We start from the raw sequence: 25,595 nt of genomic DNA, 5'->3' as shown, positions 1-25,595 counted from the left end.
CCCTCCGGAGCCGCTCACCCGCACGGACCGAACGGCCACCCGCACCGACCGGCGGCCGAGGCGGCCTCGTCAGGACGCGCGGCTCGCCCGCTCCACCAGGAGCCAGCCCGCCAGGGCCATGCCGACCGCCACCGGGGCGGTGACGGGGACGGCGATGAGGAGTGCCGAGCGGCCCTCCAGCAGGCCGCCGAAGCCGACCATCGACAGGCCGAGCACGCCGAGCAGGCACAGCGTGATGCCGAGCGCCGCCATGGGCGACGAGCCCCCGGCGGCGGCCGGGCGGGACCCGGGGCGCTCGAAGGCGCGGAACGCGGCGACCAGCAGGGCCGTCACCGCCGCCGCGACCGCCAGCCGCACCGGCACCTGCGCCCACCACGCGGCGGACGCCGGCTCCGGGAGCGGCACGTCCAGCGCGAGCATCGCGCCGTACACCCCGAGCATGGCCGTCAGGTGCCACAGGAACGCCGTCATGGCGATGCCGTTCGCCGTGATGACCGCCCGCCACACGGCTGGTCGCCGCGCCAGGCGCGCGCCCGGGGCCCGCAGCAGTTCCACCGCGCCCACCAGCCACAGGCCGTGGCACAGCAGGGCCAGGGTGGGCGGGGCCATGTTGGAGACCTTCTCGCCCGGCATGCCGACCATGGACAGCGGATACGGCCCGAGGGCCACCAGGGCGGCGGCGCCCACCAGGCCGGTCGCCGCGAGCACGGCGGGCAGCGTGATGCGGCCGTCCGCCCGCAGGAAGCCCAGCTGGTGCACGGCCAGCCACACGAAGGCGAAGTTCAGGAACTCGACGTACGGCACCCCGGCCGCGAACCGCAGTACGTCCACCATGGCCGCCCCCGCGACCAGCACGGCGAACGCGCCCCACCCGTACCGCTCGTGCAGCTTCAGCAGCGGCGGGGTGAACGCCACCATCGCGAGGTAGATGCCGATGAACCACAGCGGCTGGGCGACCAGGCGCAGCGCCACGCCGGTCAGGCCGCCGTCGCCGCCCAGCAGTTGGACGACGAGCGCGGCGGCCGTCCACACGCCGATGAACACCATCGTCGGGCGCAGCAGCCGCTGGAGCCGGGACCGCAGGAACGTGGCGTAGCCGGGGCGCGAGCGGTACGACAGGGCGTGTGAGAAGCCGCCGACGAAGAAGAACACCGGCATGATCTGGAGCGCCCAGGTGAGCAGTTGCAGCTCGGGGACGACGGCCAGCAGGTTGCCGATGGAGCCGTCGGCGGTGACGGCGGCCATCAGCCAGTGGCCGAGCACGACGGTGGCGAGGGACGCGACCCGCAGCAGGTCGACGTACCGGTCGCGGGTGTCGGGGGTGCGGGCGGCGAGCTCCGAGACGCTGATTGCCATGCCGGTACGGTCCTGGACGGGGCCGTACCGGCGTCAGCGCTCTCGTACTCAGGTACGAATCTGAGTAGCTCCGGGGGCGGGGGAGGTCGCGACCCGGGCGGTGCGGCAGGTGCCGGAGGCGAGCAGGGCGTCGGCGACCGTGCGGGCCGCGTCCTCGTCCTTGACCAGGAACGCGGTCGTCGGTCCGGATCCGGAGACCAGGCCCGCCAGGGCGCCGGCCGCCGTGCCCGCCTCCAGCGTGGCGGCGAGCGACGGGCGCAGGGAGAGGGCGGCGGCCTGGAGGTCGTTGGCGAGGGCGCCCGCCAGCAGCGCGGCGTCACCGGTGCGCAGCGCGTCCAGCAGCGCGGGCGAGGCGGCCGGGGCGGGCACGTCCGTGCCGTCCACGAGCCGGTCGAACTCCCCGTACACCGCGGGCGTCGACAGTCCGCCGTCGGCGACCGCGAACACCCAGTGGAAGGTGCCGCCCACCTCCAGCGGGGTCAGCCGCTCGCCGCGCCCGGTGCCCAGCGCCGCCCCGCCGATCAGTGAGAACGGCACGTCGCTGCCGAGCTCGGCGCAGATGGCGAGCAGTTCCTCCCGGGACGCTCCCGTGCCCCACAGGGCGTCGCAGGCGAGGAGCGCGCCCGCGCCGTCCGCGCTGCCGCCCGCCATGCCGCCGGCGACGGGGATGTCCTTGGCGATGTGGATGTGGACGTCCGGGGAGATGCCGTGCCGGGACGCCAGCGCGACGGCCGCCCGGGCCGCGAGGTTGGTGGTGTCCAGCGGCACCTGGTCGGCGTCGGGGCCCGAGCAGGTGATCCGCAGCTCGTCGGCGGGGGTCACCGTCACCTCGTCGTACAGCGATACGGCGAGGAAGACGTTGGCCAGGTCGTGGAAACCGTCCGGGCGGGCGGCGCCGACCGCCAGCTGGACGTTGACCTTCGCCGGGACTCGTACGGTGATGCTCTCGGTCACGCTGCCTTGGCCTCCGCGATGCGTGCGAACTCTTCGACGGTGAGCGCTTCGCCCCGCGCCTGCGGGGAGACCCCGGCGGCGACCAGTGCCGCCTCGGCGGCCGCCGGCGAACCGGCCCAGCCGGCCAGCGCGGCGCGCAGCGTCTTGCGGCGCTGGGCGAAGGCGGCGTCGACGACCGCGAAGACCTCCGCCTTCGTGGCCGTGGTCTTCAGCGGCTCCGAGCGGCGCACCAGGGACACGAGGCCCGAGTCGACGTTGGGCGCGGGCCAGAAGACGTTGCGGCCGATGGCGCCGGCCCGCTTGACCTCCGCATACCAGTTGGCCTTCACCGACGGCACGCCGTACACCTTGTTGCCGGGCCGCGCCGCCAGCCGGTCGGCGACCTCGGCCTGGACCATGACGAGGGTCCGCTCGATGGTCGGGAAGCGGTCGAGCATGTGCAGCAGCACGGGCACGGCGACGTTGTACGGAAGGTTCGCCACGAGCGCGGTCGGCGGCGGGCCGGGCAGCTCCTGGACGTGCATCGCGTCGGAGTGGACCAGCGCGAAACGGTCCTTCTTCGCCGGCATGCGGGCGGCGATCGTGGCGGGCAGGGCGCCCGCCAGGACGTCGTCGATCTCGACGGCGATCACCCGGTCCGCCGCCTCCAGCAGCGCCAGGGTCAGCGACCCGAGCCCGGGCCCGACCTCCACGACGACGTCCTCGGGACGGACCTCGGCCGTGCGGACGATGCGCCGGACGGTGTTGGCGTCGATGACGAAGTTCTGGCCGCGCTGCTTGGTGGGGCGTACGCCCAGCGCGGCGGCCAGTTCACGGATGTCGGCGGGGCCGAGGAGGGCGTCGGGCTCAGTGGTGCTCACCGATACAGCCTACGGCCGCAGTGCGGCCACGGGCTCGCCCCCCGTTGCACGTAGAGCTTCTTCGCCCGGTATGTCTGTTCGGAGGCGGGGGCGTCCTGGGCCACACCGCTGCCGCCCAGGGAGCGCCAGGTGCCGGGGTCGAACTGGTACAGCCCGCCATAGGTGCCGGAGGCGTCCACGGCGTCGGCCCGGCCGCCGGACTCGCACTGGGCGAGGGCGCCCCAGTCCAGGTGGTCGGCGCCCTCGACGGAGGTGGGCTGGGGCTTGGTGCCGATCAGCACCCGTCGGTCGACCGGCTCCCGCACCACCTCGTCGGCGATCTTCCGGGGCTTCTGCTTGACGCCGTTGACCGTCCGCAGGGAGTACGTCACCCGGCGCGAGCCCGGCCGCCCCTGGCGTTCGACGACTTCGGTGCCCTTGTAGAGGGAGGGGTCCTCGACCCTTTCCACGTCGTAGGGGATGGGCTCCTCGCGGACCTCCTTGGTGTCGGTGATCCGCATGATGGTGATCGTCTGTCCGTCGCGCGGGAAGCTCCCGGGTGGCACCGAGGTGGTGTCCCGGCCGCTGAGGGTGAGCCCCGCCTGCTCGACGGCCTCGCGGACGGTGGCGGCGTTGGTGCGGATGGTGCGCTCGCGGCCGTCGGCCATGAAGGTCACGGTGCGTTCGGTGCGTACGTCGAGGGCGAGGCCGCGCCGTGAGATGGCGGCGGAGCGGGACACCGACAGGTAGGCGCCCTCGGCGCGGACACCGAGGGCGCGCAGCGCCTCGTCGACGGTCCGGGCGGTGGTCCAGATACGCCGGCGCTGCCCGTCGAGGGTCAGGGTGACGGGGCGGCCGTAGCGGAGGACGACCTCGTCACCGCTGGCGAGCGCCTCGTGCGGCGCGGGCGCCACGAGGTCGTGCTCCCCCAGGGCCAGCCCCTCGTCGGCGAGGAGCTCGGAGACGTCGTCGGCGAAGGTGTGCATGGTGCGGGGTACGCCGTCGACACTGAGCCGCACGGCCTTGTCGTCGGCGACGAACGCGGTGGTGCCGCCGGCGAGGAACGCCACGACGAGGGCCTGCGGGACCAGCCGCCGCAGCCCTTCGGGGCCGCCGGTACCGGCCGCCTTGCGGCGGGCGGCACGGCGGGCCTGGGCGCGGCCGCCGGTGGCCACGGCCGTGAGGGTCGGCGCCTCGGGGTCGACGCCGGCGTCCGGCGCGCACCCGGCTCCCGGGCCGTACCCCGTGCCCGGCACGGACCGGTGTCGGGATCCCGCCCCGGCCCCGGTGCCACTTCCACTTCCACTTCCGGTCCCGGCCCCGGTGCCGGTGCCGGTCAGGGCGCCCTGGCGGGGGAGCGCCCGGTACACGGCGTCCGGTGAGGAGTCGTCCGGGGACTCGGGGGTGGCCGCGGGAGCCGGCGCCGGAGTCGGGAAGGGGAAACCGGGCGCGGTCGACGTCTGCGGTGCGTCCCACGCCTCGTACCCCCCGGCCACCGGCGTGGCGGCGGCGTGACTGCCCTGGGAGTTGCTCACGAGGCCGGGACCCTAGCGGAGCGCCGGTCACTCTCCAAAGCGATTCGACCACGCTGTGTCGCGGCGCTACGCTGAGCGGTCGGCGTGTCCGTTATCAGTCAGTAATCAAAGGCTCGCGCGGTGTTGACGGCGATCGCGGTGGACATGGCCTCCTCGTCGATCCCGCGCACCTGAGCCATCGCCCGGACCGTGATCGGAACGAGATACGGGGCGTTGGGCCGTCCGCGGTACGGCACGGGCGTCAGGAACGGGGCGTCCGTTTCGACGAGTACCAGGTCCAGCGGGGCGACGGCGAGCGCGTCGCGCAGCGGCTGGGCGTTCTTGAAGGTGACGTTTCCGGCGAAGGACATGAAGTATCCGGCGTCCGCGCAGATCCGCGCCATGTCCGCGTCGCCGGAGTAGCAGTGGAAGACGGTCCGCTCCGGGGCGCCCTCCTCGGCGAGGACGCGCAGGACGTCGTCGTGCGCGTCCCGGTCGTGGATGACGAGCGCCTTGCCGTGCCGCTTGGCGATCTCGATGTGGGCGCGGAAGGAGCGCTCCTGGGCGGCCATGCCCTCCGGACCCGTACGGAAGTAGTCGAGGCCGGTCTCGCCGACCGCCTTGACCTCCGGCAGCGCGGCGAGCCGGTCGATCTCGGCGAGCGCGTCGTCGAGCGCCGCGTCGCCGCCGGCCTCGCGGGCGCCCTGCCGCGACCAGCCTCCCCCAGCCCCAGGGGGCTGGGAGGTGCCCCCAGGGTCCCCCAGCACGATGCGCGGCGCCTCGTTGGGGTGCAGGGCGACCGCCGCGTGCACCTGGGGATGCGCGGCGGCGGTCTCCGCGGCCCAGCGGGAGCCCTTGAGGTCGCAGCCCACCTGGACCACCGTGTCGACACCGACTGCGGCGGCCTTGGCGAGGGCCTCCTCGACGGTGCCGGACTGCATGTCCAGGTGGGTGTGGGAATCGGCGACCGGCACCCCGAGGGGCTCGGGCATCGGCGGCGGGGCGTCCTTGGAACTCATGCCCCGATCGTACGGAAGCGGCCGGACGCTACTTGCGGTGGAAGGCGTGCAGCAGATCGGACAGGTGCCAGTGGTGCGGCTCCCTGGCAGGCGGCGCTTCCGCTGCCTCGGCCGCGGTCCGCTCCTGGCCGAGGGTCGGCCCGGCGGACCCGACGGAGCCCTTCGTCGGCTCGGCCTGGTGCTGGGCGAGCAGGTCGAGCACCGAGGAGACCTGGCCGGCCCGCATGATCCGGACGCGGTGCCGCCCGCAGTTCACGCAGGTGGGGTTGGAGAGCGGTGACGGCACCCGGCGACCCCCCGCCTTGTACACGACGAACTGGTGTCCGCTGATGTCGGTGTGGTGCTCGATGTCGTACGCCTGCTCCCAGCCGTACCCGCAGTTCATACAGGCGAAGGCATACGCCTCATGGCCGACCGGAGTGCTTGTCGTCTCGCTCATGCCAGCTCCTTTCCACTGAACCAGTGGACGCCTTTACGGGCGGGAGTGCGTAGGCACCTGTCGAATGATGGACCGGTTTTGGGGCTTCCCATGCCGAAAGGCCTGCCGCGCGGTCTGGTCTTTGCTTTTCACGATAGCCCTTTACCCTCCGCCGAGCCCTCGCGAGAGGCGTTCTTTGCCGCGACGACGGCGTCGAAGACCTCCCGCTTGGGCAGGCCCGCCTCTGCGGCGACCGCGGCGATGGCTTCTTTGCGGCGCTCCCCCGCCTCCTCGCGCACCCGCACCCGGCGCACCAGCTCTGCCGCGTCCAGTTCGGCGGGCCCCGTCTCGGGGGCGCCCTCCACGACGATGGTGATCTCGCCGCGTACGCCTTCGGCCGCCCACGCGGCCAGCTCGCCGACGCCGCCGCGCTTGACCTCCTCGTACGTCTTGGTCAGCTCCCGGCAGACCGCGGCCCGCCGGTCCGCGCCGAACGCCTCGGCCATCGCGGCGAGCGTGTCGTCGAGGCGGTGCGGGGCCTCGAAGTAGACGAGCGTGCGCCGCTCGGCGGCGACCTCCCGGAGCCGGGACAGGCGCTCGCCCGCCTTGCGGGGCAGGAAGCCCTCGAAGCAGAACCGGTCGACGGGCAGCCCGGACAGCGCGAGCGCGGTCAGGACGGCGGACGGGCCGGGTACGGCGGTGACCTTGATGTCCCGCTCCACGGCGGCGGCGACCAGCCGGTAGCCGGGGTCGGAGACGGACGGCATGCCCGCGTCGGTGACCAGCAGGACGCGCGCGCCGCCCGCGAGGGCTTCGACGAGTTCGGGTGTACGGGCGGACTCGTTGCCCTCGAAGTACGACACGACCCGGCCGCTCGTGTGCACGCCGAGCGCCTGGGTCAGCCGGCGCAGCCGCCTGGTGTCCTCCGCGGCGACGATGTCGGCCCTCTCCAACTCGGCGGCGAGGCGGGGCGGGGCGTCCTGGACGTCCCCGATCGGGGTTCCTGCGAGTACGAGCGTTCCGGTCACCGTTCCTGTCACAGGGGTCATCCTCGCAGCCCGGACGGGCGACTCGCACAGGCGCGTTCCCTACGATGGCGCGGTGACCAGTACTGCTCATAGGGCCCTGCACGGGCAGGACGCCGGGAAAGAGCCGCCCCCGTGGCAGCAGCGCCTGCACCGTTTCGGCTACGTGCCGAGGCCGGTGACGGGCCTGCGCGAGCGGTTGGCGCCTCCGTACGCCCGGCCCTCGGACCGGGTGTGGACGGTGCTCGGCGCCCCGCCCGTCGTGGCCGAGAGGCTGTGGCGGCTGGCGGCGTGGGGCGGGCCGCTGCTGGTGGCACTCGTCGCGGGGCTGCTGCGGTTCTGGAACCTGGGTCAGCCGCACGCGGTGATATTCGATGAGACGTACTACGCCAAGGACGCCTGGGCGCTGATCAACCAGGGGTACGAGGGGTCGTGGCCGAAGGACGTCGACAAGGCCGTCCTGAACGACCCCGGCGCGGTGACCGTGCCCACCGACCCGGGCTATGTGGTGCACCCGCCGGTGGGCAAGTGGGTCATCGGGCTCGGCGAGCACTTCTTCGGGTTCACCCCGTTCGGCTGGCGCTTCATGGTGGCGGTGCTGGGCACGCTGTCGGTGCTGATGCTGTGCCGGATCGGGCGGCGGCTGTTCCGGTCGACGTTCCTGGGGTGCCTGGCGGGTGCCCTGATGGCCGTGGACGGGCTGCACTTCGTGATGAGCCGCACGGCGCTGCTCGACCAGGTGCTGATGTTCTTCGTCCTGGCGGCGTTCGGGTGCCTGCTGATCGACCGGGACGGGGCGCGGAGCAGGCTCGCCGCCGCGCTGCCGGTGGACGCGGACGGGCTGCTGCGGCCGGACGCGGCGGTCGCGGAGACGCTGCGCCTGGGGTGGCGGCCGTGGCGGATCGCGGCGGGCGTGATGCTGGGCCTGGCGGCGGCCACCAAGTGGAACGGGCTGTACATCATGGCCGCGTTCGGGGTCATGACGGTCCTGTGGGACGTGGGCGCCCGCCGCACGGCCGGTGCCTTCCGGCCGTACGAGAGCGTCCTGAAGCGTGACCTGGTGCCGGCGTTCGTCTCGACGGTGCCGGTGGCGATCGTGACGTACCTCGTGTCCTGGTCGGGCTGGATCTTCACGGACAAGGGGTACTTCCGGAACTGGGCCACCACCGAGGGCAAGGACAGTTCGTGGTCGTGGCTGTTCCCCGACTGGTGGCGCAGCCTGTGGCACTACGAGTCCGAGGTGTACAGCTTCCACGTCAACCTGACGTCGGGTCACACCTACGAGTCCAACCCGTGGAGCTGGATCGTCCTGGGCCGGCCCGTCTCGTACTTCTACGAGGACCCGCCGCCCGGACAGGACGGCTGCCCGGCGAGCGCCACGGAGAAGTGCGCCCGCGAAGTGCTGGCGATCGGTACACCCCTGCTGTGGTGGGCGGCGTGCTTCGCGGTCCTGTACGTCCTGTGGCGCTGGTTCTTCCGGCGCGACTGGCGGGCGGGCGCGATCGCGTGCGCCGTCGCGGCCGGCTGGGCGCCGTGGTTCCACTACCAGGAGCGCACCATCTTCCTCTTCTACGCGGTGGTGTTCCTGCCGTTCCTGTGCCTCGCGGTGGCCATGATGATCGGCGCCCTGCTGGGCCCCCCGGGCACCGACGAAGCGGCCGAACGCCGCCGGACGATCGGCGCGGTCGGCGCGGGGGTGCTGGTACTGCTCATCGTGTGGAACTTCATCTACTTCTGGCCCCTGTACACGGGCGAGTCGATCCCGATGGACGACTGGCGGGACCGGATGTGGCTGGACACCTGGGTGTAGCTGCGTTGACACCGTCATGGCGTGACGGACCACGTCACGCCATGCCGGTCGTTGTTGGTCATCGGTGGCCGTCGTTGGTGCCGCCTGGTCCGGGGGCTCGGCGGGAAGCCGCTGATCGCCCGCCGTGGCCCGTGGCACTGAGCACGGCTCCGGCCTGGGCACCCAACGCTGGGTCGTGGAACGTGCGTTCGCCCACCTGCACTGGTTCCGCCGCCTACGGATCCGCTGGGAGATACGCGACGACATCCATGAAGCTTTCCTCACTCTCGGATGTGCACTCATCTACCGGCGACGCCTGAAGTCATTCCGTTACGACTTCTTGGTTGGGCTCTGCCGTTGTGGCTACTTTTGCTGCAGCCTCGTGCAGCAGGCCCGGGGCCAGGCGGCGGTGGATGGCAGAGAGCGGGGGCCAGATGAGGCGGCCGACCGGCTTGTCGTAGTGCAGGTAGGTGGCCAGCGAGACCTGCCCTTCGGCGGTGTGGACCACGAGGTTGCAGCTCAGGAACCAGGAGGCGGTTTCGAGACGGATCCAGTTGTCGCCGCGTTCGGCGATGCGCCAGCCGGCCACCGTGTGCGGGGAACGGCCCGGGCTGAGGCGGAGACCGAGAAACCCGCGCCAGATCAGCTTTTCGGCGGCGCTGGGGACATCGCCGAACATCGCCCGGGCCCACTGCTCCGGGGTCGCCTCGAGGTCGGTTTCGAGGGTGAACAAGTCGACGTAGTCGATGTCAGGCAGCGAGCTGAGGGCGAGGACGGACGCCGCGACGTTGTGCGTCCCCACGGCGCCGTCGACCGTGGCCGAGCCGTTGCGGTTCTGCCACGCGCGTTCCCACTGGCGGGTCAGCGCCGGGTAGACGACGAGATGCCGGAACGGGGCGATGGCGGCCATGTACAGGCGTCCGAGCAGGCCGTTGGGCTTGACGAGGACGGCCATGCGCAGCTCGTGCCCGCCGGTGGCATCCGGGGCCCAGCCGAGGTGCATGACCGCGTGGACGGTCTTGTTCGCCAGCTCGCGGGCGCACTCGTTGCCGAGCTCGTACACCGAGGTGAACGGCGAGTCCCCGGCGACCGAGCCGCCGGGGGTCTCGCGGAGATCGCGCGGCAGACGGTCGCGCAGCGGCGCCACGCGCGCCGCCCTGGGTTCGTCCCATCCGAAGAGGGCACCACGCTTCCAGCGCGCCGCGAACAGGAACCGTACCGGCCAGGAGCCGGTCCCCGGTCCGCCGGCCGCCTTGATCGCGGCGAGCATCACCGGGAAGTCGTCCGGCCCGGCTCCGGGCGTGCGGAAGGCCCACACATCCTCCAGCCGGAAGTCGGGGGTGAGCTCGTGGATCCGCCACGGCTGATCGGTGTGGGCTGTGTCAGGGAGCCTCATTGCCACTGCAGCCTTCCCTACCTCAAGATATACGCTGGCGTATAAGGCGAGGTTAGCCCGCATTATGCGGTGGCGTATATATGGCCGGGAAGTGAGGTGACGCACATGGTGGGCGCGGTTCGCACCCCTCGTGAGCGATGGGTCGAGGAGGGGCTGCGGATGCTGGCCGCCGGCGGCCCGGACGCCGTTCGAGTGGAGGCGCTGGCGAAGCGGCTGGGCGTCACCAAGGGCGGCTTCTACGGCTACTTCGCCGACCGTGACGCGCTGCTCGGGGCGATGCTGGACAGCTGGGAGCGGGAGAGCACCGACGAGGTGATCGATCGCGTCGAGCGTGAGGGCGGCGACCCGAAGACCAAGATCCATCGCGCGGGCGTGCTCACCTTCTCCAGCGACCGCCTGCTCCCCATCGACCTCGCGATCCGCGACTGGGCCCGCCGCGACGAGGCGGTCGCCGAACGGTTGCGCCGGGTGGACAACCGGCGCATGGCGCTGCTGCGCGAGATGATCGGCACCTTCTGCGCCGATCCCGACGAGGTCGAGGCCCGCAGCCTGCTCGCCTTCTGCGTGGCGATCGGCGCGCACTTCCTCGTTGCCGACCACGACGGCCGCTCCCGAGCCCAGGTCCTCGCCCGCGCCGGCGATCTACTGCTCGACCGCCCCAGCCGTGGCGGTACCAGTTGAGGGCCGCGGCCACGGCCTCCCGAACAGGAGCCGGGAGCGGTACACCTCGGCGGGCGAGCGCGCCAGGAAGGCCGTCGAGAGCTTCCGTCTGCACGGAACCCACAAGATCACGGCCCAGAGGCGGCCCGAGCCGCCTGATCCTGCCCCAACTACGGGCAGAAGCCCTGGTCGGGACCTCGCCGGGCCCGTCTCGCAGACTTCGTCCACTTCCGGCCCTGTACACGGGCGAGTCGATCCCGATGGACGACTGGCGGGACCGGATGTGGCTGGATACGTGGGTGTGATGGCAGGTACCGCCCGCTGACGTTCCGGTCGGGTAACAGTCGTCCCTCCGGTCTTTACCGTCCCGTAGGGTGGCTCCAGTTACGTGCTTGAACGTGTTCAAGTGGGCTCCTGGGGAGGGGGACTGCACGATGCGCAGTGGAGCGAAGGTCGCCGTCGTCGGCGGGGTGTTCACCGTCGTGGCGGGTGTCGTGGGGTACGGGGGGTACAACCTCTGGAACGGCATCACGGGCGGGACGGACGGGGTCACCACCACGTCGGCCGCGGCGCCGCGGAAGGCGGGCAGCGGGCCGGTGACCGCCGAGGAGGTCGCGGGGACGGCGAAGGACTTCCTCGCGGCGTGGGCGGAAGGGGACGAGGCGGCGGCCGGCGAGCTGACCAACGACGCGGCCACCGCGACCCCGGCCGTCGCGGGCTTCCGGAAGGACGCCCACGTCTCGAAGGCGGTCATCACCTCGGGTACACCGGTGGGCCCGAAGGTGCCGTTCACGGTCGACGCGACGGTGACGTACGAGGGGCGGACCAAGCATCTGAAGTACGCCTCCGAGCTCACCGTCGTACGGGGCGTCACCACCGGGAAGCCGCTGGTCGACTGGGCGCCGTCGGTGATCCACCCGAAGCTGACCGACCAGTCGGTGCTGCGCACGGGCGAGGCGCCCGATCCGCCGGTCCTGGCGGTCGACCGCAACGGGGTGGAGCTGACGGCCGAGAAGTACCCGTCGCTCGCGCCGGTCCTGGACCAGTTGCGCGAGAAGTACGGCTCCGAAGCGGGCGGGAAGCCCGGCATCGAGACGTGGATCGACTCCACGGGCGGCGAGGGCGGTGCGGCCCGGACGCTGCTGACGCTCACCAAGGGCGAGCCGGGCAAACTGCGAACGACGCTGGACGCGGATGTGCAGGCGGCGGCCGAGCAGGCGGTGAAGCGGTACGCCGAGTCGTCGGTGGTGGCCATCAAGCCGAGCACCGGGGAGATACGGGCGGTCGCCAACAACCGCGAGGACGCGTTCAACGCGGCACTCAAGGGCCGACAGGCGCCCGGCTCCACGATGAAGATCGTGACGGCGGCCATGCTGCTGGAGAAGGGCCTGGTGAGCGCGGACCGCCCGACGCCGTGTCCGAAGAACGTGATGTACCAGAGCCGTACCTTCCACAACCTGAACCACTTCGACCTCCCGGAGGGAAGCACCTTCAAGGAGAGCTTCAAGAGGTCCTGCAACACCGCCCTCATCAAGTTGATCGACGACGTCGGCGACGACGCGGCGCTGGGCAAGACGGCCCGGGACGTCTTCGGCATCGGCCTGAACTGGCAGACGGGCGTCGCCACCGAGGACGGTTCCGTGCCCGAGGCGACGGGCGGCGAGGCGGCCGCCCAGTACATCGGGCAGGGCACCATCCAGATGAACGTCCTCAACGTCGCGTCCATCACCGCGACCGCGAAGAACGGCAGCTTCAAGCAGCCGGTCATCGTGCCGCGCGACCTGGACGACCGGCAGATCGCCACCGCCTCCCGGAGCCTGGAGCCCTCCGTGGCCCAGCAGTTGCGCGAGATGATGCGCGCCACCGCGACCAGCGGGACGGCCGCGAAGGCCATGAGCGGGGTCGGTGGCGACAAGGGCGCCAAGACCGGCTCGGCCGAGGTCGGCGGCCAGGCCGACTCCAACAGCTGGTTCGCCGGCTTCGCCGACGACCTGGCGGCCGCGGCGGTCGTCCAGTCCGGCGGCCACGGCGGGGACGCGGCGGGCCCGCTCGTCGCCTCCGTGCTCAACGCCCGATGAGCGCTCGCGCTGCCGGTGGCGGCCGTGACGGGGCAGCCGCGGTCGCCGGGTCACGAACCGCTAGGGTCCGGGGAGTCCGGGTGGTCCGGGTGGTCCGGGTACGACGCGACGAAGGGGGCCGGCGTGGCCAAGGTCAACATCAGTCTGGATGCCGAACTGGTGGTGGAGGTGATGGTGCTGGCCGGCGTCGGCTCGCCGCAGGACGCCGTCGAGCTCGTCGTACGCGACTACATCGCCCGGGGTCACCGCACAGAGGCCCGGTCCGAGCTCAAGGAGCAGGGCCTGCGTGAGGTGGACGCACGGCCGCAGGAACCGCAGGGCTGAGGGAGTCCGGTGGCTCAGGGGCGTTCGGCGGCCGTACGGAAGTCGCGGGCCGTGTCGGCGGCGGCGTCGAGGGTCGTGGGTGTCCTCAGCAGCAGGGAGCCGAAGGTGGTGGCGTCGCTCCAGGCGCAGAGGGCCGGCTTGGTGCCGTAGCGGTCCAGGTAGGCGCAGCTCATGCGGCCGCCCAGGGGGCCCGGTTCGAACGAGGACGCCTCGAGGGCCTTCGCCCCCGCGAAGAAGTTGCGGAACTCCTGGGTGATGGAGTCACGGCGCTTCTCCTCGGCGAGTCCGGGATCCCAGTCGACGGTGTTGACGTGGAGGACGGCGTCGGTGCCTTCGTCCTCGCCCTTGCCGTAGAGCCACCGCTTGCCCGCCGCCTTCGGGCCGGGTGCCGGGGTGGGCAGGAGCCGGTAGTCCCCGACCTTCGCGGGCGCGACGACGGTACGGGGCCCGGCGGGCGGGTCCGGCTCGTCGGCCGCCCACGCCGGTGCTCCGTCCTTGGTCCCCGTCCCGTTTTCGTTCCCGGGCGCGGGACGGGAGGTCTCGGCGGCGCGTGGTTCGGGGTCGTACACGGTCATCGCCTTGGTGAACCCGCCCGCCCCGATGAGGGCCAGCACCCCCAGGACGACGGTCCGGCGCCGCCGCGCCCGTGACGCGTCCGGGCCGGCCGCGCGCCGCCACCCGGCCGACAGGCGCCACACGAGGGCCGCCACGCCGGCGGTGACGAGGAGGACGCCGAAGGATTGGCCCGAGGCGTAACTCTCCGACGTGGTGTCCACGTACTGGGGGATCATGCGCGACATCGTACGGATGTTCACCCGGGCCCGGCGCATGGGTATTCTGCGGTGCTCCCAAAGCGGGGGCACACATTCCGCATCCTGGGGAGGGCTCTCATGGCCATCAAGAAGGCGACCATTCAACAGCAGGTGGCACAGGCCATCGCGCAGGCCAATCCGGCCGACCGGCCGATCGTCACCCTTCAGGCCGTCGCCGGGCCCAGCGTATGGCTGATGAGCATGCTGGGGCTGATCGGGCAGGCGTTCCTGACGTACTACTTCATCACCCTGACCGAGCAGAGCGTCGTCATCCACAAGGCGAGCCGGATGAGCAACCGCCCGCAGGAGATCGCGTTCGCCCTGCCGCCCGCCCAGGTGGGCGCGACGATCGGCGATGTGCGGCGCAACGCGATGTGGAGCTCGTTCCGGGTGCTGCTGCCCGGGCAGACGAAGCCGACGCGGATGAACGTGCACCGGATCTGGCGGGGCGAGATGGATCACCTGCTCGGTCTGCTGACGGGCCGGCAGACGCCTACCCGATAGAGGCCTTGACCGCCCGCACCAGCGCCTGGGCCCGGGGGTCCGCCGTGACGCCCTTGCGCATGCCGTTGGTGACGTAGCCGAGGGCGATGCCGGACTCCGGGTCGGCGAAGCCGAGCGAGCCGCCCCGGCCGGGATGGCCGAAGGAGCCGGGGGCGAGCAGCGGGGACGCGGGGCCGTGGAGCATGTAGCCGAGGCCGAAGCGGGTGGAGACCACCAGGACCCGGTCGGGGCCGGCGGACTCCTCGGTGCGGGCCATCGCGAGGGTCGCGGGCGCGAAGAGGCGGTGCCCGTCCACGGGGCCGAGCGTCGCCGCGTAGAAGCGGGCCAGGGCTCGGGCGGTGGAGATGCCCGCGGAGGCGGGGAGTTCGGCGGCGCGGTACGCCGGGTCGTTCTCGTCCGGTGCCGGGTCGATGACGCGGAAGGCGCGGCGCGTGAGCGAGTCCGGGTCGGCGTAGGCGTCGGCGACCGAGCGCTTGGGTCGGAGCTTGAGCGCCCCGCCGTCGGCCGGTTCCCCGACCGGGCCGGTACGGCCGACCCGGTGGGCCTCGTCGACCGGAAGGCCGACCCACAGGTCGAGGCCGAGCGGGCGGGCGATCTCCTCGGCGACCCAGCGGCCTATGGAGCGGCCGGTGACCCGCTGGACGAGGGCGCTCAGCAGGAAGCCGTACGTGTGCGCGTGGTAGCCGTGGTCGGTGCCCGGCTCCCAGGCCGGTGCCTGGGCGGCGATGGCGTCCGACGCCACGGCGAGGTCGGCCGCCTCCGCCAGGGTCAGGGGCCGGTCCAGGACCGGGACGCCCGCCTGGTGCGACAGCAGGTGGCGCACCAGCGCCCGCTCCTTGCCCGCCGCCTTGAACTCCGGCCAGTACGTGCCGACCGGGGCGTCCAGGTCCAGCTGCCCGCGCTGGTGCAGCAGCAGCGGTACGGCGGCGGCGACGCCCTTGGTGGCCGAGCGGACGACCTGGGCGGTGTCCACGGCCCATGGGGCGGTCCCGTCGACGTCACGCGTGCCCGCCCACAGGTCGACGACCTTGCGGCCGTCCCGGTAGACGGCGACCGCCGCGCCCCGCTCGCCGCGCTGCTGGAAGTTGCGCAGGAACGCGTCCCTGACCGGCTCGAAACCCGCCTGCACCGTGCCCTGGATGTCCTGGACGTCCACGCTCCCACGCTCCTTACCCGTTCGTTCACCCCATGGTGCAACGCGCTACCGCGCGGCCGGCTTCCGGGTGGGCCTCGCGGCCGGGTCGAAGCCGAAGGGCAGCTCCAGGCGGTGCCGGCGCATCAGTTCCTCGTCCCCGAGCAGTTCGCTCGTCGGTCCGTCGGCCGCGATCACGCCCTCGCTCAGCACCACCGCGCGGGGGCACAGTTCGAGGGCGTACGGCAGGTCGTGGGTGACCATCAGGACGGTCACGTCCAATGAGCGGAGGATGTCGGCGAGTTCGCGGCGCGAGGCCGGGTCCAGGTTGGAGGACGGCTCGTCGAGGACGAGGATCTCCGGCTCCATCGCGAGGACGGTCGCCACCGCGACCCGCCGCCGCTGGCCGAAGGACAGGTGGTGCGGGGGCCGGTCGGCGTACCTCTCCATGCCGACCCGGGCGAGGGCCTGGTGCACGACCGCCTCCAGCTCGGGGCCGCGCAGTCCGGCCGCCGCCGGGCCGAAGGCGACGTCCTCGCGCACGGTCGGCATGAACAGCTGGTCGTCCGGGTCCTGGAAGACGATGCCGACCCGGCGGCGGATCTCCGCGAGGTTGGCCTTGGCGACGGGCAGCCCGGCGACGGTCACCGTCCCGGCGCCGCCGGTGAGGATGCCGTTGAGGTGGAGCACCAGGGTGGTCTTGCCGGCGCCGTTGGGGCCGAGCAGGGCGACCCGTTCGCCGCGTTCGACGGTCAGGTCGACGCCGAACAGCGCCTGGTGGCCGTCGGGGTAGGCGTACGCGAGGCCGCGGACGTCGAGCGACGGCACGAAACTGAGACTCATAGCGTCCATCCCAGCAGACAGATGAGCAGGGCGGTGAGCGGGAGGGCGGCGGCCGACGACCACTGCGCCCGGGATGCGGTGACCTCGTCGATGACCGGCATGGAACCGGCGTACCCCCGGCTCACCATCGCCAGGTGGACGCGTTCGCCGCGCTCGTAGGAGCGGATGAACAAGGCGCCCGCCGACTTCGCGAGCACCCCCCAGTGCCGTACGCCCTTCGCCTCGAAGCCGCGCGAGCGCCGGGCGATCGACATGCGCCGCATTTCGTCGGTGATGAGGTCGCCGTACCGGATCATGAAGGAGGCGATCTGCACGAGGAGGGGCGGGAGCTTCAGCCGTTGCAGGCCGAGCAGCAGGGCCCGCAGCTCGGTGGTGGCGGCGAGCAGCACGGACGCGGCGACGCCCAGGGTGCCCTTGGCGAGCACGTTCCAGGCGTCCCACAGGCCCGGTACGGAGACGGAGACGCCGAGGAGCTGCGTCTGCTCGCCGGGCACCACGAACGGCATCAGGAACGCGAACGCGACGAACGGCACCTCGATCACCAGGCGCCGCAGCACGAACCCCGGCGACACCCGCGCCACCGCCGCGACCGCGCCGAGCAGCACGGCGTACGCGGCGAAGGCCCACACCGCCTCGCGGGGGGTGGAGACGACGACCACGACGAAGCAGAAGACGGCGGCGAGCTTGCAGTGCGGCGGCAGCCGGTGCACGGGCGAGTGCCCGTGCCGGTAGAGCTTGTGGGAGTGGCCGGCGCCCATGTCAGACGGTTTCCTCGGTACGGGCGTCGTCCGTACGGCGGCGGCGTACCGCCCAGAAGACGCCCGTACCGGCCAGGACGGTCGCGCCCACGCCGATGGTGCCCGCCAGCCCCCCGGACAGGCGGGCGTCGGTGAGGCCGCTGACGCCGTAGTCGGCGAGCGGCGAGTCGGCGGTGGCGTGCTCCTCGACCTTCCGGTCGATGCCCTGGTCGGCGGCGACCTTCTCCAGGCCGTCGGGGCTGGCGGAGGCGTAGAAGGAGACGAATCCGGCCAGGACGAGGGCGGCGGCGAGGCCGGTGGCCCAGACCTTCTTCGTGGACCGGGCGGTCACCGGTTCCACCGGCGCCGGGGTCGCGTCGACCAGCTCGCCGCCCACCCGCAGCTTCAGCGGCGTGGTCAGGCCGCGCGCCCCGTACACCAGGTCCGGCCGGACGGCGATGACGGCACCGACGGTGGCCGTGGTGATCAGCGCCTCGCCGATACCGATCAGGACATGGACGCCGACCATGGCGGTGAGGACCTTGGCCAGGGGTACGTCGGTGGTCCCGCCGACCGCGTAGACGGCCGTGAACGCGGCGGCCGCGGCCGGTACGGACACCAGCGAGGCGACGAACGAGGCGACGGTCACCGACCGGCGGGTCCGCGGCAGGACCTTCACCAGGCCGCGGAAGAGCCCGTACGCGACGAGGACGGTCACCGCGCCCATGACCGTGATGTTGACGCCGAGCGCGGTGAGCCCGCCGTCCGCGAACAGGACGCCCTGCATCAGCAGGACCACCGCGATACACAGCACCCCGGTCCAGGGCCCCACCAGGATCGCGGCCAGCGCGCCGCCCAGGAGGTGCCCGCTGGTTCCGGCCGCCACGGGAAAGTTCAGCATCTGCACGGCGAAGATGAACGCCGCGACCAGCCCGGCGAGCGGCGCGGTCCGCTCTCCCCCGTGGCCCTCGGCACGGCTGGTGCCCCCGAGCTCCTTCCGCGCTCCGCGCAGGCTGACCGCGACGGCGCCGGCGGCGACGAGACCGGCGGCCGCGGAGACCGGCGCGTTGATGAATCCGTCGGGGACATGCATGCGGGGACCGCTTTCGGACAGGCGGACAGGAACGGCTTCGATGATGGGTCCTTTTGCGAACGACTTGCAAGAGCGTCCACATCACAGAAGCGGGCGGGGGCGCGTACTGCGGAATGGTGGGACATTAGAGACAAACGAGGCGATCGTGAGGAGTCGGCCGATGTATCCCGCTGAGGAAGGTGTCGTAGTCCACACCAAGGCCCTGATCGTGACCGACGGTCCTCTCTCCCGCCCTGTGCCCGTCGCGATCCGCTACGAGCCGAGCACCCCTGAGCCCGTCGTCCAGCTGTGCTTCCCGGGCGGCACCGAGTGGAGCTTCCCCCGCGCGCTGCTGGAGACCGGCCTGCGCGCCCCCGCCCGGGACGGTGACATCGGGATCTGGCCGTGCGGCCGCGTGCAGACGATCGTGGAGTTCCACGCCCCGGAGGGCGTGGCCGTGGTGCAGTTCGACTCCTCGGCGCTGCTGCGCTTCCTCCGGCGCTCGTACGCCGCCACCTCGTCGCCCGTCACCCGCTGACGAACGCGCCGGGCGCGGTCGGCGCGCTGTGACATGGATGCGCCCGGGGCCGCCGTCCCCACGGCGGTCCCGGGCGCGTAGGCCGTCTCCGGCCCGCCCGGGGCGGCGGCTCCGATCGAGCGGCCGCCCCGGAGTTCTCCTCAGGCGCGGACGAGCTCCCGCTCGCCGCCCTCGGGGGCTTCGGAGGCCAGTTCCTTGCGCAGGCCCTCGCCCTCGACGTCCACGTTCGGCAGGGCGCGGTCCAGCCGGCGCGGCAGCCACCAGGCCTTGCTGCCCAGCAGGGCGAGCACGGCGGGAACGATCGCCATCCGCACCACGAACGCGTCGAAGAAGACGGCGACCGCGAGTCCGAACCCGATCATCTTCACCATCTGCTCGCTGGAGCCGATGAAGCCGGCGAACACCGCGATCATGATCACGGCGGCGGCCGTGACGACCCGCGCCCCGTGCCGGAAGCCGGTCACGATCGCCTCGCCGGGCCGTTCCCCGTGGACGTACGCCTCACGCATCCGGGTGACGAGGAAGACCTCGTAGTCCATCGCCAGGCCGAAGACGACGCCCACCATGAAGATCGGCATCATGCTCATGATCGGGCCGGTCTGCTCGACGCCGAAGAGCGACCCGAGCCAGCCCCACTGGAACACGGCCACGACGGCGCCGAGGGCGGCGACCACCGACAGCAGGAAGCCGAGCGCGGCCTTGAGCGGCACCAGCACCGACCGGAAGACCACCATCAGCAGCAGGAAGGCGAGGCCGACGACGAGCGCCAGGTAGGGAAGGAGCGCGTCGTTCATCTTCTGCGAGAAGTCGATGTTCATCGCGGTCGCGCCCGTGACCAGCACGTCGTCACCGGTGGTGTCGCGGATCGAGCGGACCAGGTTCTCCGTCTCGGCGGAGGAGGGGCGGTCCTTCGGTACGACGGTGATGATCGAGGTGTCGCCGGGCCTTGTTGGGGGTGGCCGGGGTGACGGCCGCGACCCCGTCCAGGCCCTTGATGTCGGTGACGGTACGGTCCGCGGCGGCCTTGTCGCCATCGACGACGACCATCAGCGGGCCGTTGGAGCCCGGCCCGAAACCGTCCGACAGCAGGTCGTAGGCGCGGCGCTGGCTGGTGGAGGTCGGCTGGGCGCCGTCGTCGGGCAGGCCCATCTCCAGCGACGCCGCCGGGACGGCGATCGCGCCGAGGCCGAGGACGCCGACGAGCAGTACGGCGACCGGGCGGCGCAGCACGAAGCGGGCCCAGCGGGTGCCCATGTTGGGCTTGTCCTCGCCGGCCGGCCGGGGGTTCCTGCGGGCCTTGCGGCCGACGACGCTCCCCCAGCTACCGCTGGGAGGTACCCCCATGCCCGCGTAGCCGAGCAGCGCCGGGATGAGGGTGAGGGCGATCAGGACGGCGATGAGGACCGTACCGGCCGCCGCGAAGCCCATCTTCGTCAGCATCGGGATGTTGACGACGGCGAGGCCCGCCAGGGCGATGACCACGGTGAGGCCCGCGAAGACGACGGCGGAGCCCGCCGTGCCGACGGCCCGTCCGGCCGCCTCCTCCTGCTCGCGGCCCTCGGTCAGCTCGGCGCGGTAGCGGGAGACGATGAACAGCGCGTAGTCGATGCCGACCGCGAGGCCGATCATCATCGCGAGGGTGGAGGTGGTGGAGCCGAGGTCCAGGACGGAGGCGAGAGCAGTGATCGTGGAGACGCCGATGCCGACGCCGATGATCGCGGTGAGCAGCGGCAGCCCGGCCGCGACCAGGGACCCGAAGGTGATGACGAGGACGATCCCGGCGACGATCACGCCGATGATCTCGCCCGCCCCGGTCTCCGGGGCGGTCTGCAGGGCGTCGCCGCCGATCTCGACGGTGAGCCCGCTCTTGCGCGCCTCCTCACCGGCCTCCTTCAGCGCCTGGCGCGTCGCGTCGGTCAGCTCCATGCCGCTGACCTTGTAGGACACCTGCACGTAGGCGATGGCGCCGTCCCGCGAGACCGCCTGGACGGTGTACGGGTCGGTGACGTTCGCGACCTGGTCGGAGCCGCTCTTCAGCTCACCGACGGCCTTGCCGACCGTGGCCTTGTTGGCCGGGTCGGTCATCTTCCGGCCCTCGGGGGCCTTGAAGACGACACGGGCGGTGGCGCCGTCGGCACCGGCGGCCGGGAAGCGCTCTTCGAGCAGGTCGAAGGCCTTCTGCGCCTCCGTACCCGGTATGGAGAAGGAGCTGGACGTCGCGACGGGTGCGGAGGCGGCGCCGACGCCGGCGAGCGCCAGCAGTGCGACCCATATGAGGGCCACGAGATGGCGGCACCGGAAGGCGGACCGGCCGAGTCGGTAGAGGAACGTTGCCACGGGGGCGTCTCCCGGTGATGAGTGGGACAAGGACATGGGGAGTCGGCCCGACAGCGTGAGCGGTACGTGTCAGGTGTTGCTGGGTCGTACGGGGTGTACGTGGTGGCGCTGGTGGTGCGGTGGAGTGTCAGACGCCCAGGGCGGGGAGGACCACGGCGTCGACGTAATCGGTGAGGAAGGCCTGGTCGACCGGGCGGTCCTCGATGAAGGGCCGGGCGACGAAGGCGCCGATGACCATGTGCGGGACGAGCTTCAGCGCCGGGTTGTCCGCGGCGACCTCACCGCGCCGCACCGCGCGGCCCAGTACCTCGGCGAGCCCGGTCATCTCGGGTTCGACGAGCAGCTCGCGCAGCGCCTGGAGCAGGTCGGGGTTGTCGTGGACGGCATGGGCGAGGCCCCGCATCAGCGCGGAGTCCCGCTCCATCTGGCAGTCGTCGGAGCGCGCGAGGATCTCGTGGAAGTCGCCGCGCAGAGAGCCGGTGTCGATCCCGGAGATGTCGACCGGCTTGTTGTGCCGCAGGGCGTGGGCGACCAGCTCGGGCTTGCTCCCCCACTGGCGGTAGAGGGTGGCCTTGCTGGAGCGGGTGCGGGCGGCGACGGCGTCCATGGTGAGGGCGTCGTAACCGACCTCGCGGAGCAGGGCGAGCACGGCTTCGTACAGCTCGGCCTCGCGCTCCGGGGTGAGCCTGCCGCGTGCCATGCCTTCGGCTCCCATCGAGACGAAACGGTTTCGTACACATACGAGCCTACGACAGCCCGCTGCGAAACGAAACTGTTTCGTACGTGGACTGGATCACGTGATCGGGTTGCCGGGCCCCCCGAGCGCGGAAAGCATGACTGTGTGAGCAGCGACGGCGCATACCTCCGCTATCCCCACCTCCACGACGGCCTGCTGTGCTTCGCGGCCGAGGACGACCTGTGGGTCGCGCCCCTGGCCCCCGAGGGCGATCCGCCCGGCCGTGCCTGGCGCGTGACGGTCGACCGGACGCGCGTGGGACACCCGCGCTTCTCGCCGGACGGGCGGCACATCGCGTACACGACCTGGCGCAGCCTGGACCCGGAGATCCACCTGGCGCCGGTCGACGGCGGGCCCGCGCGCCGGCTGACCTACTGGGGATCGCTCGACACGCGCGTGTGCGGCTGGACGCCGGACGGCGAGATCCTGGCCGTCGCCTCGCACGGTCAGCCGTTCTCGCACTTCTCGTGGGCCTACAAGGTCCCGGTCGACGGCTCCCCCGGCGGGCGCCTGCCCTGGGGGCCGGTCTCCGACATCGCGGTCGCGGACGTCGACGGCAAGCACCTCACCCTCCTGCTGACCGGCAAGCCGCCGCACGAGCCCGCCGCGTGGAAGCGGTACTGGGGCGGGGCGACGGGGCGGCTGTGGCTGCACGGGGAGCGGCTGCTGCCGGACCTCGAGGGCCACCTGGACTGCGCGATGTTCGTGGACGGCCGGATCGCCTTCCTCTCCGACCACGAGGGCGTCGGCAACCTCTACTCGTGCCTCCCGGACGGCACCGACCTCCGGCGCCACACCGACCACGACGACTTCTACGCCCGGCACGCCTCCTCCGACGGGCGCCGCGTCGTCTACCAGTGCGCCGGCGACCTGTGGATCGTGGACGCCCTGACGCCCGACTCCGAGCCCCGGAAGCTGGCGGTACGGCTCGGCGGCCCCCGCGCCGGGCGGCGCACGTACCAGGTGCCCGCGGCGAACAACGTGGACGCCGTGTCGGTGGACGAGACGGGCCGGGCCAGCGCCGTCTCCGTACGCGGCAGCCTGTACTGGCTCACCCACCGGGACGGGCCCGCCCGGACGATCGCCGACACCCCGGGCGTGCGGGTGCGGATGCCGGAGATGCTCGGCAGCAGCGGGCGGATCGCGTACGTCACCGACGCCGAGGGCGAGGAGGCCGTCGAGGTGGCCCACCTGCCGCGGGCGAGCGGCGACCGCCGGCCGAGGCGGCTCGCGGCCGGCGGACTGGGGCACGTCACGGAGATGGTGGCCGACCCGGACGGCGAGCGGCTGGCCATCGCGTCGAACGACGGACGGCTGCTGCTGCTGGACGTGCCGGAGGAGTCCGGCGAGCCCGGGGGCTCCGAGGAGCCGGACGGCGAGCCGGGCAGCGGGCCGGAGGGTCAGCCGGACGCCGAGCCGGGCAGCGGGCCGGAGGGCGGGCCGGCCCATGGGCTGACGGAGCTGATCCGCTCGATCAACGGCCCCGTGCGGGACATGGCGTTCTCCCCCGACGGCGCCTGGCTCACCTGGTCGCACCCGGGCATCGGGCGGTCGCTGCGCCAGATCAAGATCGCCCGGATCAAGGACCGGACGATCGTGGACGTCACCAACGGCCGTTTCGAGGACGAGAGCCCGGTGTTCACCAGGGACGGCCGCTACCTCGCCTTCCTGTCCTGGCGGGGCTTCGACCCGGTGTACGACGTCCACACCGGGGACCTGTCCTTCCCGCTCGGCTGCCGCCCCTACCTCGTGCCCCTCGCCTCCACCACGCCGTCCCCGTTCGCGCTGTCGCCCGAGGGGCGGCCGGCGGCGGGCGGACTGGACCTCGCGGAGGAGGCGACGGAGGGCGACGGGACGGTGGTCGTCGAGTTCGAGGGGCTGGAGAACCGGGTGACGCCCTTCCCGGTCGCCGCCTCCAAGTACTCGTCCCTGCACCCGGTGAGCGGCGGTGGCCTGGTGTGGCTGCGGTGGCCCATCTCGGGCGCGCTGGGCGAGACGTTCGTCAACCCGGCCGACACCTCCGGGCGGCCCACCCTCGAACACTTCAACCTCGCGAAGGCCCGCAGGACCGAGCTGGTCGACCACCTCGACTGGTACGCCGTGAGCGGCGACGGGACACGGCTCGTCGTGGTCGACGAGGGCGACCTGCGGGCGGTCCCGGCGACCGAGCCCGGCGACAGCGACTCCACCGTGTACGTCGACTCCCGCCGCATCCTGCACGAGGTGGACCCGGGCGCGGAATGGCGCCAGGCGTACGACGAGGCGGGGCGGATCATCCGCGCCTACTTCTGGGACCCGGGCATGAGCGGCATCGACTGGGACGCCGTCCTCGACCAGTACCGCCCGCTCGTCGAACGGGTCGCCTCGCCCGACGAGTTCGCCGACCTGCTGCGGGAGGTGCTCGGCGAGCTGGGCACCTCGCACGCGTACGTCACGCCCGCGCGCCGCAACGAGGGCCCGCCGCACTACCAGCGCGCCCAGGGCCTGCTGGGGGCCAACTTCGTGTGCCGGGACGGCGGGTGGGTGGTGAAGCGGATCCTCCCGGGCGAGTCGTCCGACTCCAAGGCGCGTTCCCCGCTGGCCGGTACGGGCATCCGGGAGGGCGCGGTCCTCACCCACGTGGACGGCCGCCCGGTGGACCCCGTGGCGGGCCCGTACCCGCTGCTGGCCGGGGCGGGCGGGACGACGGTCGAGCTGACGTTCCGCCCCGCCGGGGGCGAGGGCCGCCCGCGGCGGGTGGCCGTCGTGCCGCTGGTCGACGAGCGGCCGCTGCGGTACCAGGACTGGGTCGCCAAGCGCCGGGAGGTGGTGCGGGAGCTGAGCGGCGGCAAGTGCGGATACCTGCACATCCCTGACATGGGCGGCTCGGGGTGGGCCCAGTTCAACCGGGACCTGCGGATGGAGGTGGCCCGGCCCGCCCTGATCGTGGACGTCCGGGGCAACGCGGGCGGGCACATCAGCGAGCTCGTCGTCGAGAAGCTCACCCGGAGGATCCTGGGCTGGGACCTCACGCGGGGCGCCCAGCCCGTCTCGTACGCGTCGAGCGCCCCGCGCGGCCCGGTCGTCGCGCTCGCGGACGAGGCCACGGCGTCGGACGGCGACATGATCACGGCCGCGTTCAAACTGCTGGGCCTCGGCCCCGTGGTCGGGCAGCGCACCTGGGGCGGTGTCGTCGGCATGACGGGCCGCCACCGGCTGGGGGACGGCACGGTGATCACGGTGCCGATGAACGCGGCCTGGTTCGACGAGTACGGCTGGTCCGTCGAGAACCACGGCGTGGCCCCCGACATCGAGATCCTGCGCACCCCGCTCGACTGGGCGGAGGGCCGCCACCGCCAGCTCGCGGACGCGGTGGAGGTCGCGCTCGACCTGCTGTCCACCCACCCGGCCTCCCGCCCCCCGGACTACTCCCAGGTCCCCTCCCTGGCCCGGCCGAAGCTCCCCCCGAGGCCGAACTCCTGAGGGCCGGGGCGCCTTCCCTGACAGCGAGAGGTCGCACAGCCGCCGGTATT

General features: G+C 72.6%; 20 protein-coding genes and 3 pseudogenes. 8 read left to right on the top strand and 15 right to left on the bottom strand.

The annotated features are described in order from the left end of the window. Positions 1 to 69: 69 nt before the first annotated feature. The 7 genes from ABT360_RS06875 to rsmI form a co-directional block, all read right to left on the bottom strand. Positions 70 to 1,356, bottom strand: a complete 1,287-nt coding sequence (locus tag ABT360_RS06875) for an acyltransferase family protein (protein ID WP_351811841.1) — start codon at positions 1,354 to 1,356, stop codon at positions 70 to 72. Between the two features lie 48 nt (positions 1,357 to 1,404). Beyond that, positions 1,405 to 2,310, bottom strand: coding sequence for a 4-(cytidine 5'-diphospho)-2-C-methyl-D-erythritol kinase (locus ABT360_RS06870; RefSeq protein ID WP_351811839.1), 906 nt, complete (start codon positions 2,308 to 2,310; stop codon positions 1,405 to 1,407). Then, positions 2,307 to 3,170 (bottom strand): 16S rRNA (adenine(1518)-N(6)/adenine(1519)-N(6))-dimethyltransferase RsmA, encoded by an 864-nt coding sequence (gene rsmA / locus ABT360_RS06865; RefSeq protein WP_351811836.1) that lies wholly within the window; start codon positions 3,168 to 3,170, stop codon positions 2,307 to 2,309. Before rsmA ends, ABT360_RS06870 begins: the two co-directional genes overlap by 4 nt. Continuing rightward, entirely contained in the window at positions 3,167 to 4,684 is a 1,518-nt protein-coding gene (locus ABT360_RS06860; RefSeq protein ID WP_351811833.1) for a ubiquitin-like domain-containing protein, read from the bottom strand. The genes rsmA and ABT360_RS06860 overlap by 4 nt, the downstream gene beginning before the upstream one ends. A 98-nt stretch (positions 4,685 to 4,782) precedes the next feature. Then, entirely contained in the window at positions 4,783 to 5,682 is a 900-nt protein-coding gene (locus ABT360_RS06855; RefSeq protein ID WP_351811829.1) for a TatD family hydrolase, read from the bottom strand. A gap of 28 nt (positions 5,683 to 5,710) precedes the next feature. Continuing rightward, entirely contained in the window at positions 5,711 to 6,121 is a 411-nt protein-coding gene (locus ABT360_RS06850; RefSeq protein ID WP_351811827.1) for a hypothetical protein, read from the bottom strand. Positions 6,122 to 6,249: 128 nt separating this feature from the next. Continuing rightward, positions 6,250 to 7,149: a 16S rRNA (cytidine(1402)-2'-O)-methyltransferase gene (rsmI, locus tag ABT360_RS06845; RefSeq protein WP_351811824.1), complete on the bottom strand. Its 900-nt coding sequence runs from the start codon at positions 7,147 to 7,149 to the stop codon at positions 6,250 to 6,252. Positions 7,150 to 7,201: 52 nt separating this feature from the next. Here rsmI and ABT360_RS06840 point away from each other — a divergent pair, with 52 nt between their 5' ends. Continuing rightward, on the top strand, positions 7,202 to 8,935 hold the full coding sequence (locus tag ABT360_RS06840) for a dolichyl-phosphate-mannose--protein mannosyltransferase (protein ID WP_351811821.1): 1,734 nt from the start codon (positions 7,202 to 7,204) through the stop codon (positions 8,933 to 8,935). A 118-nt stretch (positions 8,936 to 9,053) separates the two neighbouring features. Then, positions 9,054 to 9,242, top strand: a pseudogene (locus ABT360_RS06835) (transposase); the annotation flags it as partial. Between the two features lie 501 nt (positions 9,243 to 9,743). Here ABT360_RS06835 and ABT360_RS06830 read toward each other — a convergent pair. Continuing rightward, positions 9,744 to 10,310, bottom strand: a pseudogene (locus ABT360_RS06830) (DUF2867 domain-containing protein); the annotation flags it as partial. Between the two features lie 105 nt (positions 10,311 to 10,415). Here ABT360_RS06830 and ABT360_RS06825 point away from each other — a divergent pair. The 3 genes from ABT360_RS06825 (at position 10,416) to ABT360_RS06815 (ending at position 13,372) form a co-directional block, all read left to right on the top strand. Continuing rightward, positions 10,416 to 10,991 carry a TetR/AcrR family transcriptional regulator gene (locus ABT360_RS06825; protein ID WP_351811818.1) on the top strand — a complete coding sequence of 192 codons (576 nt, stop codon included), beginning with the start codon at positions 10,416 to 10,418 and terminating at the stop codon, positions 10,989 to 10,991. Between the two features lie 413 nt (positions 10,992 to 11,404). Beyond that, positions 11,405 to 13,048 (top strand): penicillin-binding transpeptidase domain-containing protein, encoded by a 1,644-nt coding sequence (locus ABT360_RS06820; protein ID WP_351811815.1) that lies wholly within the window; start codon positions 11,405 to 11,407, stop codon positions 13,046 to 13,048. A 123-nt stretch (positions 13,049 to 13,171) separates the two neighbouring features. Then, positions 13,172 to 13,372 (top strand): type II toxin-antitoxin system VapB family antitoxin, encoded by a 201-nt coding sequence (locus ABT360_RS06815; RefSeq protein ID WP_351811812.1) that lies wholly within the window; start codon positions 13,172 to 13,174, stop codon positions 13,370 to 13,372. A gap of 14 nt (positions 13,373 to 13,386) precedes the next feature. Here ABT360_RS06815 and ABT360_RS06810 read toward each other — a convergent pair whose 3' ends face one another. Beyond that, positions 13,387 to 14,163 carry a hypothetical protein gene (locus ABT360_RS06810; protein WP_351811809.1) on the bottom strand — a complete coding sequence of 259 codons (777 nt, stop codon included), beginning with the start codon at positions 14,161 to 14,163 and terminating at the stop codon, positions 13,387 to 13,389. Positions 14,164 to 14,262: 99 nt separating this feature from the next. Here ABT360_RS06810 and ABT360_RS06805 point away from each other — a divergent pair, with 99 nt between their 5' ends. Then, entirely contained in the window at positions 14,263 to 14,688 is a 426-nt protein-coding gene (locus tag ABT360_RS06805; RefSeq protein ID WP_351811807.1) for a hypothetical protein, read from the top strand. On the opposite strand, the gene ABT360_RS06800 is transcribed toward ABT360_RS06805, so the two are convergent. From ABT360_RS06800 to ABT360_RS06785, 4 genes are read right to left on the bottom strand one after another with little or no spacing between them, the layout of a single operon-like run. Then, the gene (locus ABT360_RS06800; RefSeq protein WP_351811804.1) at positions 14,678 to 15,844 is read right to left on the bottom strand and encodes a serine hydrolase domain-containing protein; all 1,167 of its coding nucleotides are present in this window, start codon (positions 15,842 to 15,844) and stop codon (positions 14,678 to 14,680) included. The two genes, ABT360_RS06805 and ABT360_RS06800, sit on opposite strands and share 11 nt — an antisense overlap. A gap of 45 nt (positions 15,845 to 15,889) precedes the next feature. Then, positions 15,890 to 16,663 carry an energy-coupling factor ABC transporter ATP-binding protein gene (locus ABT360_RS06795; RefSeq protein WP_351811801.1) on the bottom strand — a complete coding sequence of 258 codons (774 nt, stop codon included), beginning with the start codon at positions 16,661 to 16,663 and terminating at the stop codon, positions 15,890 to 15,892. Beyond that, positions 16,660 to 17,421, bottom strand: a complete 762-nt coding sequence (cbiQ, locus tag ABT360_RS06790) for a cobalt ECF transporter T component CbiQ (protein WP_351811798.1) — start codon at positions 17,419 to 17,421, stop codon at positions 16,660 to 16,662. Before cbiQ ends, ABT360_RS06795 begins: the two co-directional genes overlap by 4 nt. Before the next feature lies 1 nt (position 17,422). Next, complete coding sequence (locus ABT360_RS06785) at positions 17,423 to 18,493, bottom strand: energy-coupling factor ABC transporter permease (protein WP_351811795.1); 1,071 nt, start codon at positions 18,491 to 18,493, stop codon at positions 17,423 to 17,425. Between the two features lie 160 nt (positions 18,494 to 18,653). On the opposite strand from ABT360_RS06785, the gene ABT360_RS06780 reads away from it, so the two are divergent. Then, positions 18,654 to 19,010, top strand: coding sequence for an SsgA family sporulation/cell division regulator (locus ABT360_RS06780; RefSeq protein WP_351811792.1), 357 nt, complete (start codon positions 18,654 to 18,656; stop codon positions 19,008 to 19,010). Between the two features lie 140 nt (positions 19,011 to 19,150). Here the strand turns inward: ABT360_RS06780 and ABT360_RS06775 are convergent. Both ABT360_RS06775 and ABT360_RS06770 read right to left on the bottom strand, forming a co-directional pair. Then, positions 19,151 to 21,347 (bottom strand): annotated as a pseudogene (locus ABT360_RS06775) (MMPL family transporter). Positions 21,348 to 21,474: 127 nt separating this feature from the next. Then, positions 21,475 to 22,047, bottom strand: coding sequence for a TetR/AcrR family transcriptional regulator (locus ABT360_RS06770; protein ID WP_351811789.1), 573 nt, complete (start codon positions 22,045 to 22,047; stop codon positions 21,475 to 21,477). Between the two features lie 141 nt (positions 22,048 to 22,188). Here ABT360_RS06770 and ABT360_RS06765 point away from each other — a divergent pair, with 141 nt between their 5' ends. Continuing rightward, positions 22,189 to 25,545, top strand: coding sequence for a S41 family peptidase (locus ABT360_RS06765; protein WP_351811786.1), 3,357 nt, complete (start codon positions 22,189 to 22,191; stop codon positions 25,543 to 25,545). Positions 25,546 to 25,595 lie beyond the last annotated feature (50 nt).

Origin of the sequence: Streptomyces sp. NPDC000229, assembly GCF_040300825.1 — a bacterium.
GTDB lineage: Bacteria > Actinomycetota > Actinomycetes > Streptomycetales > Streptomycetaceae > Streptomyces.
Note: the sequence above shows the minus strand (reverse complement) of the source record. Positions and strands in the feature narration are given on the sequence as shown.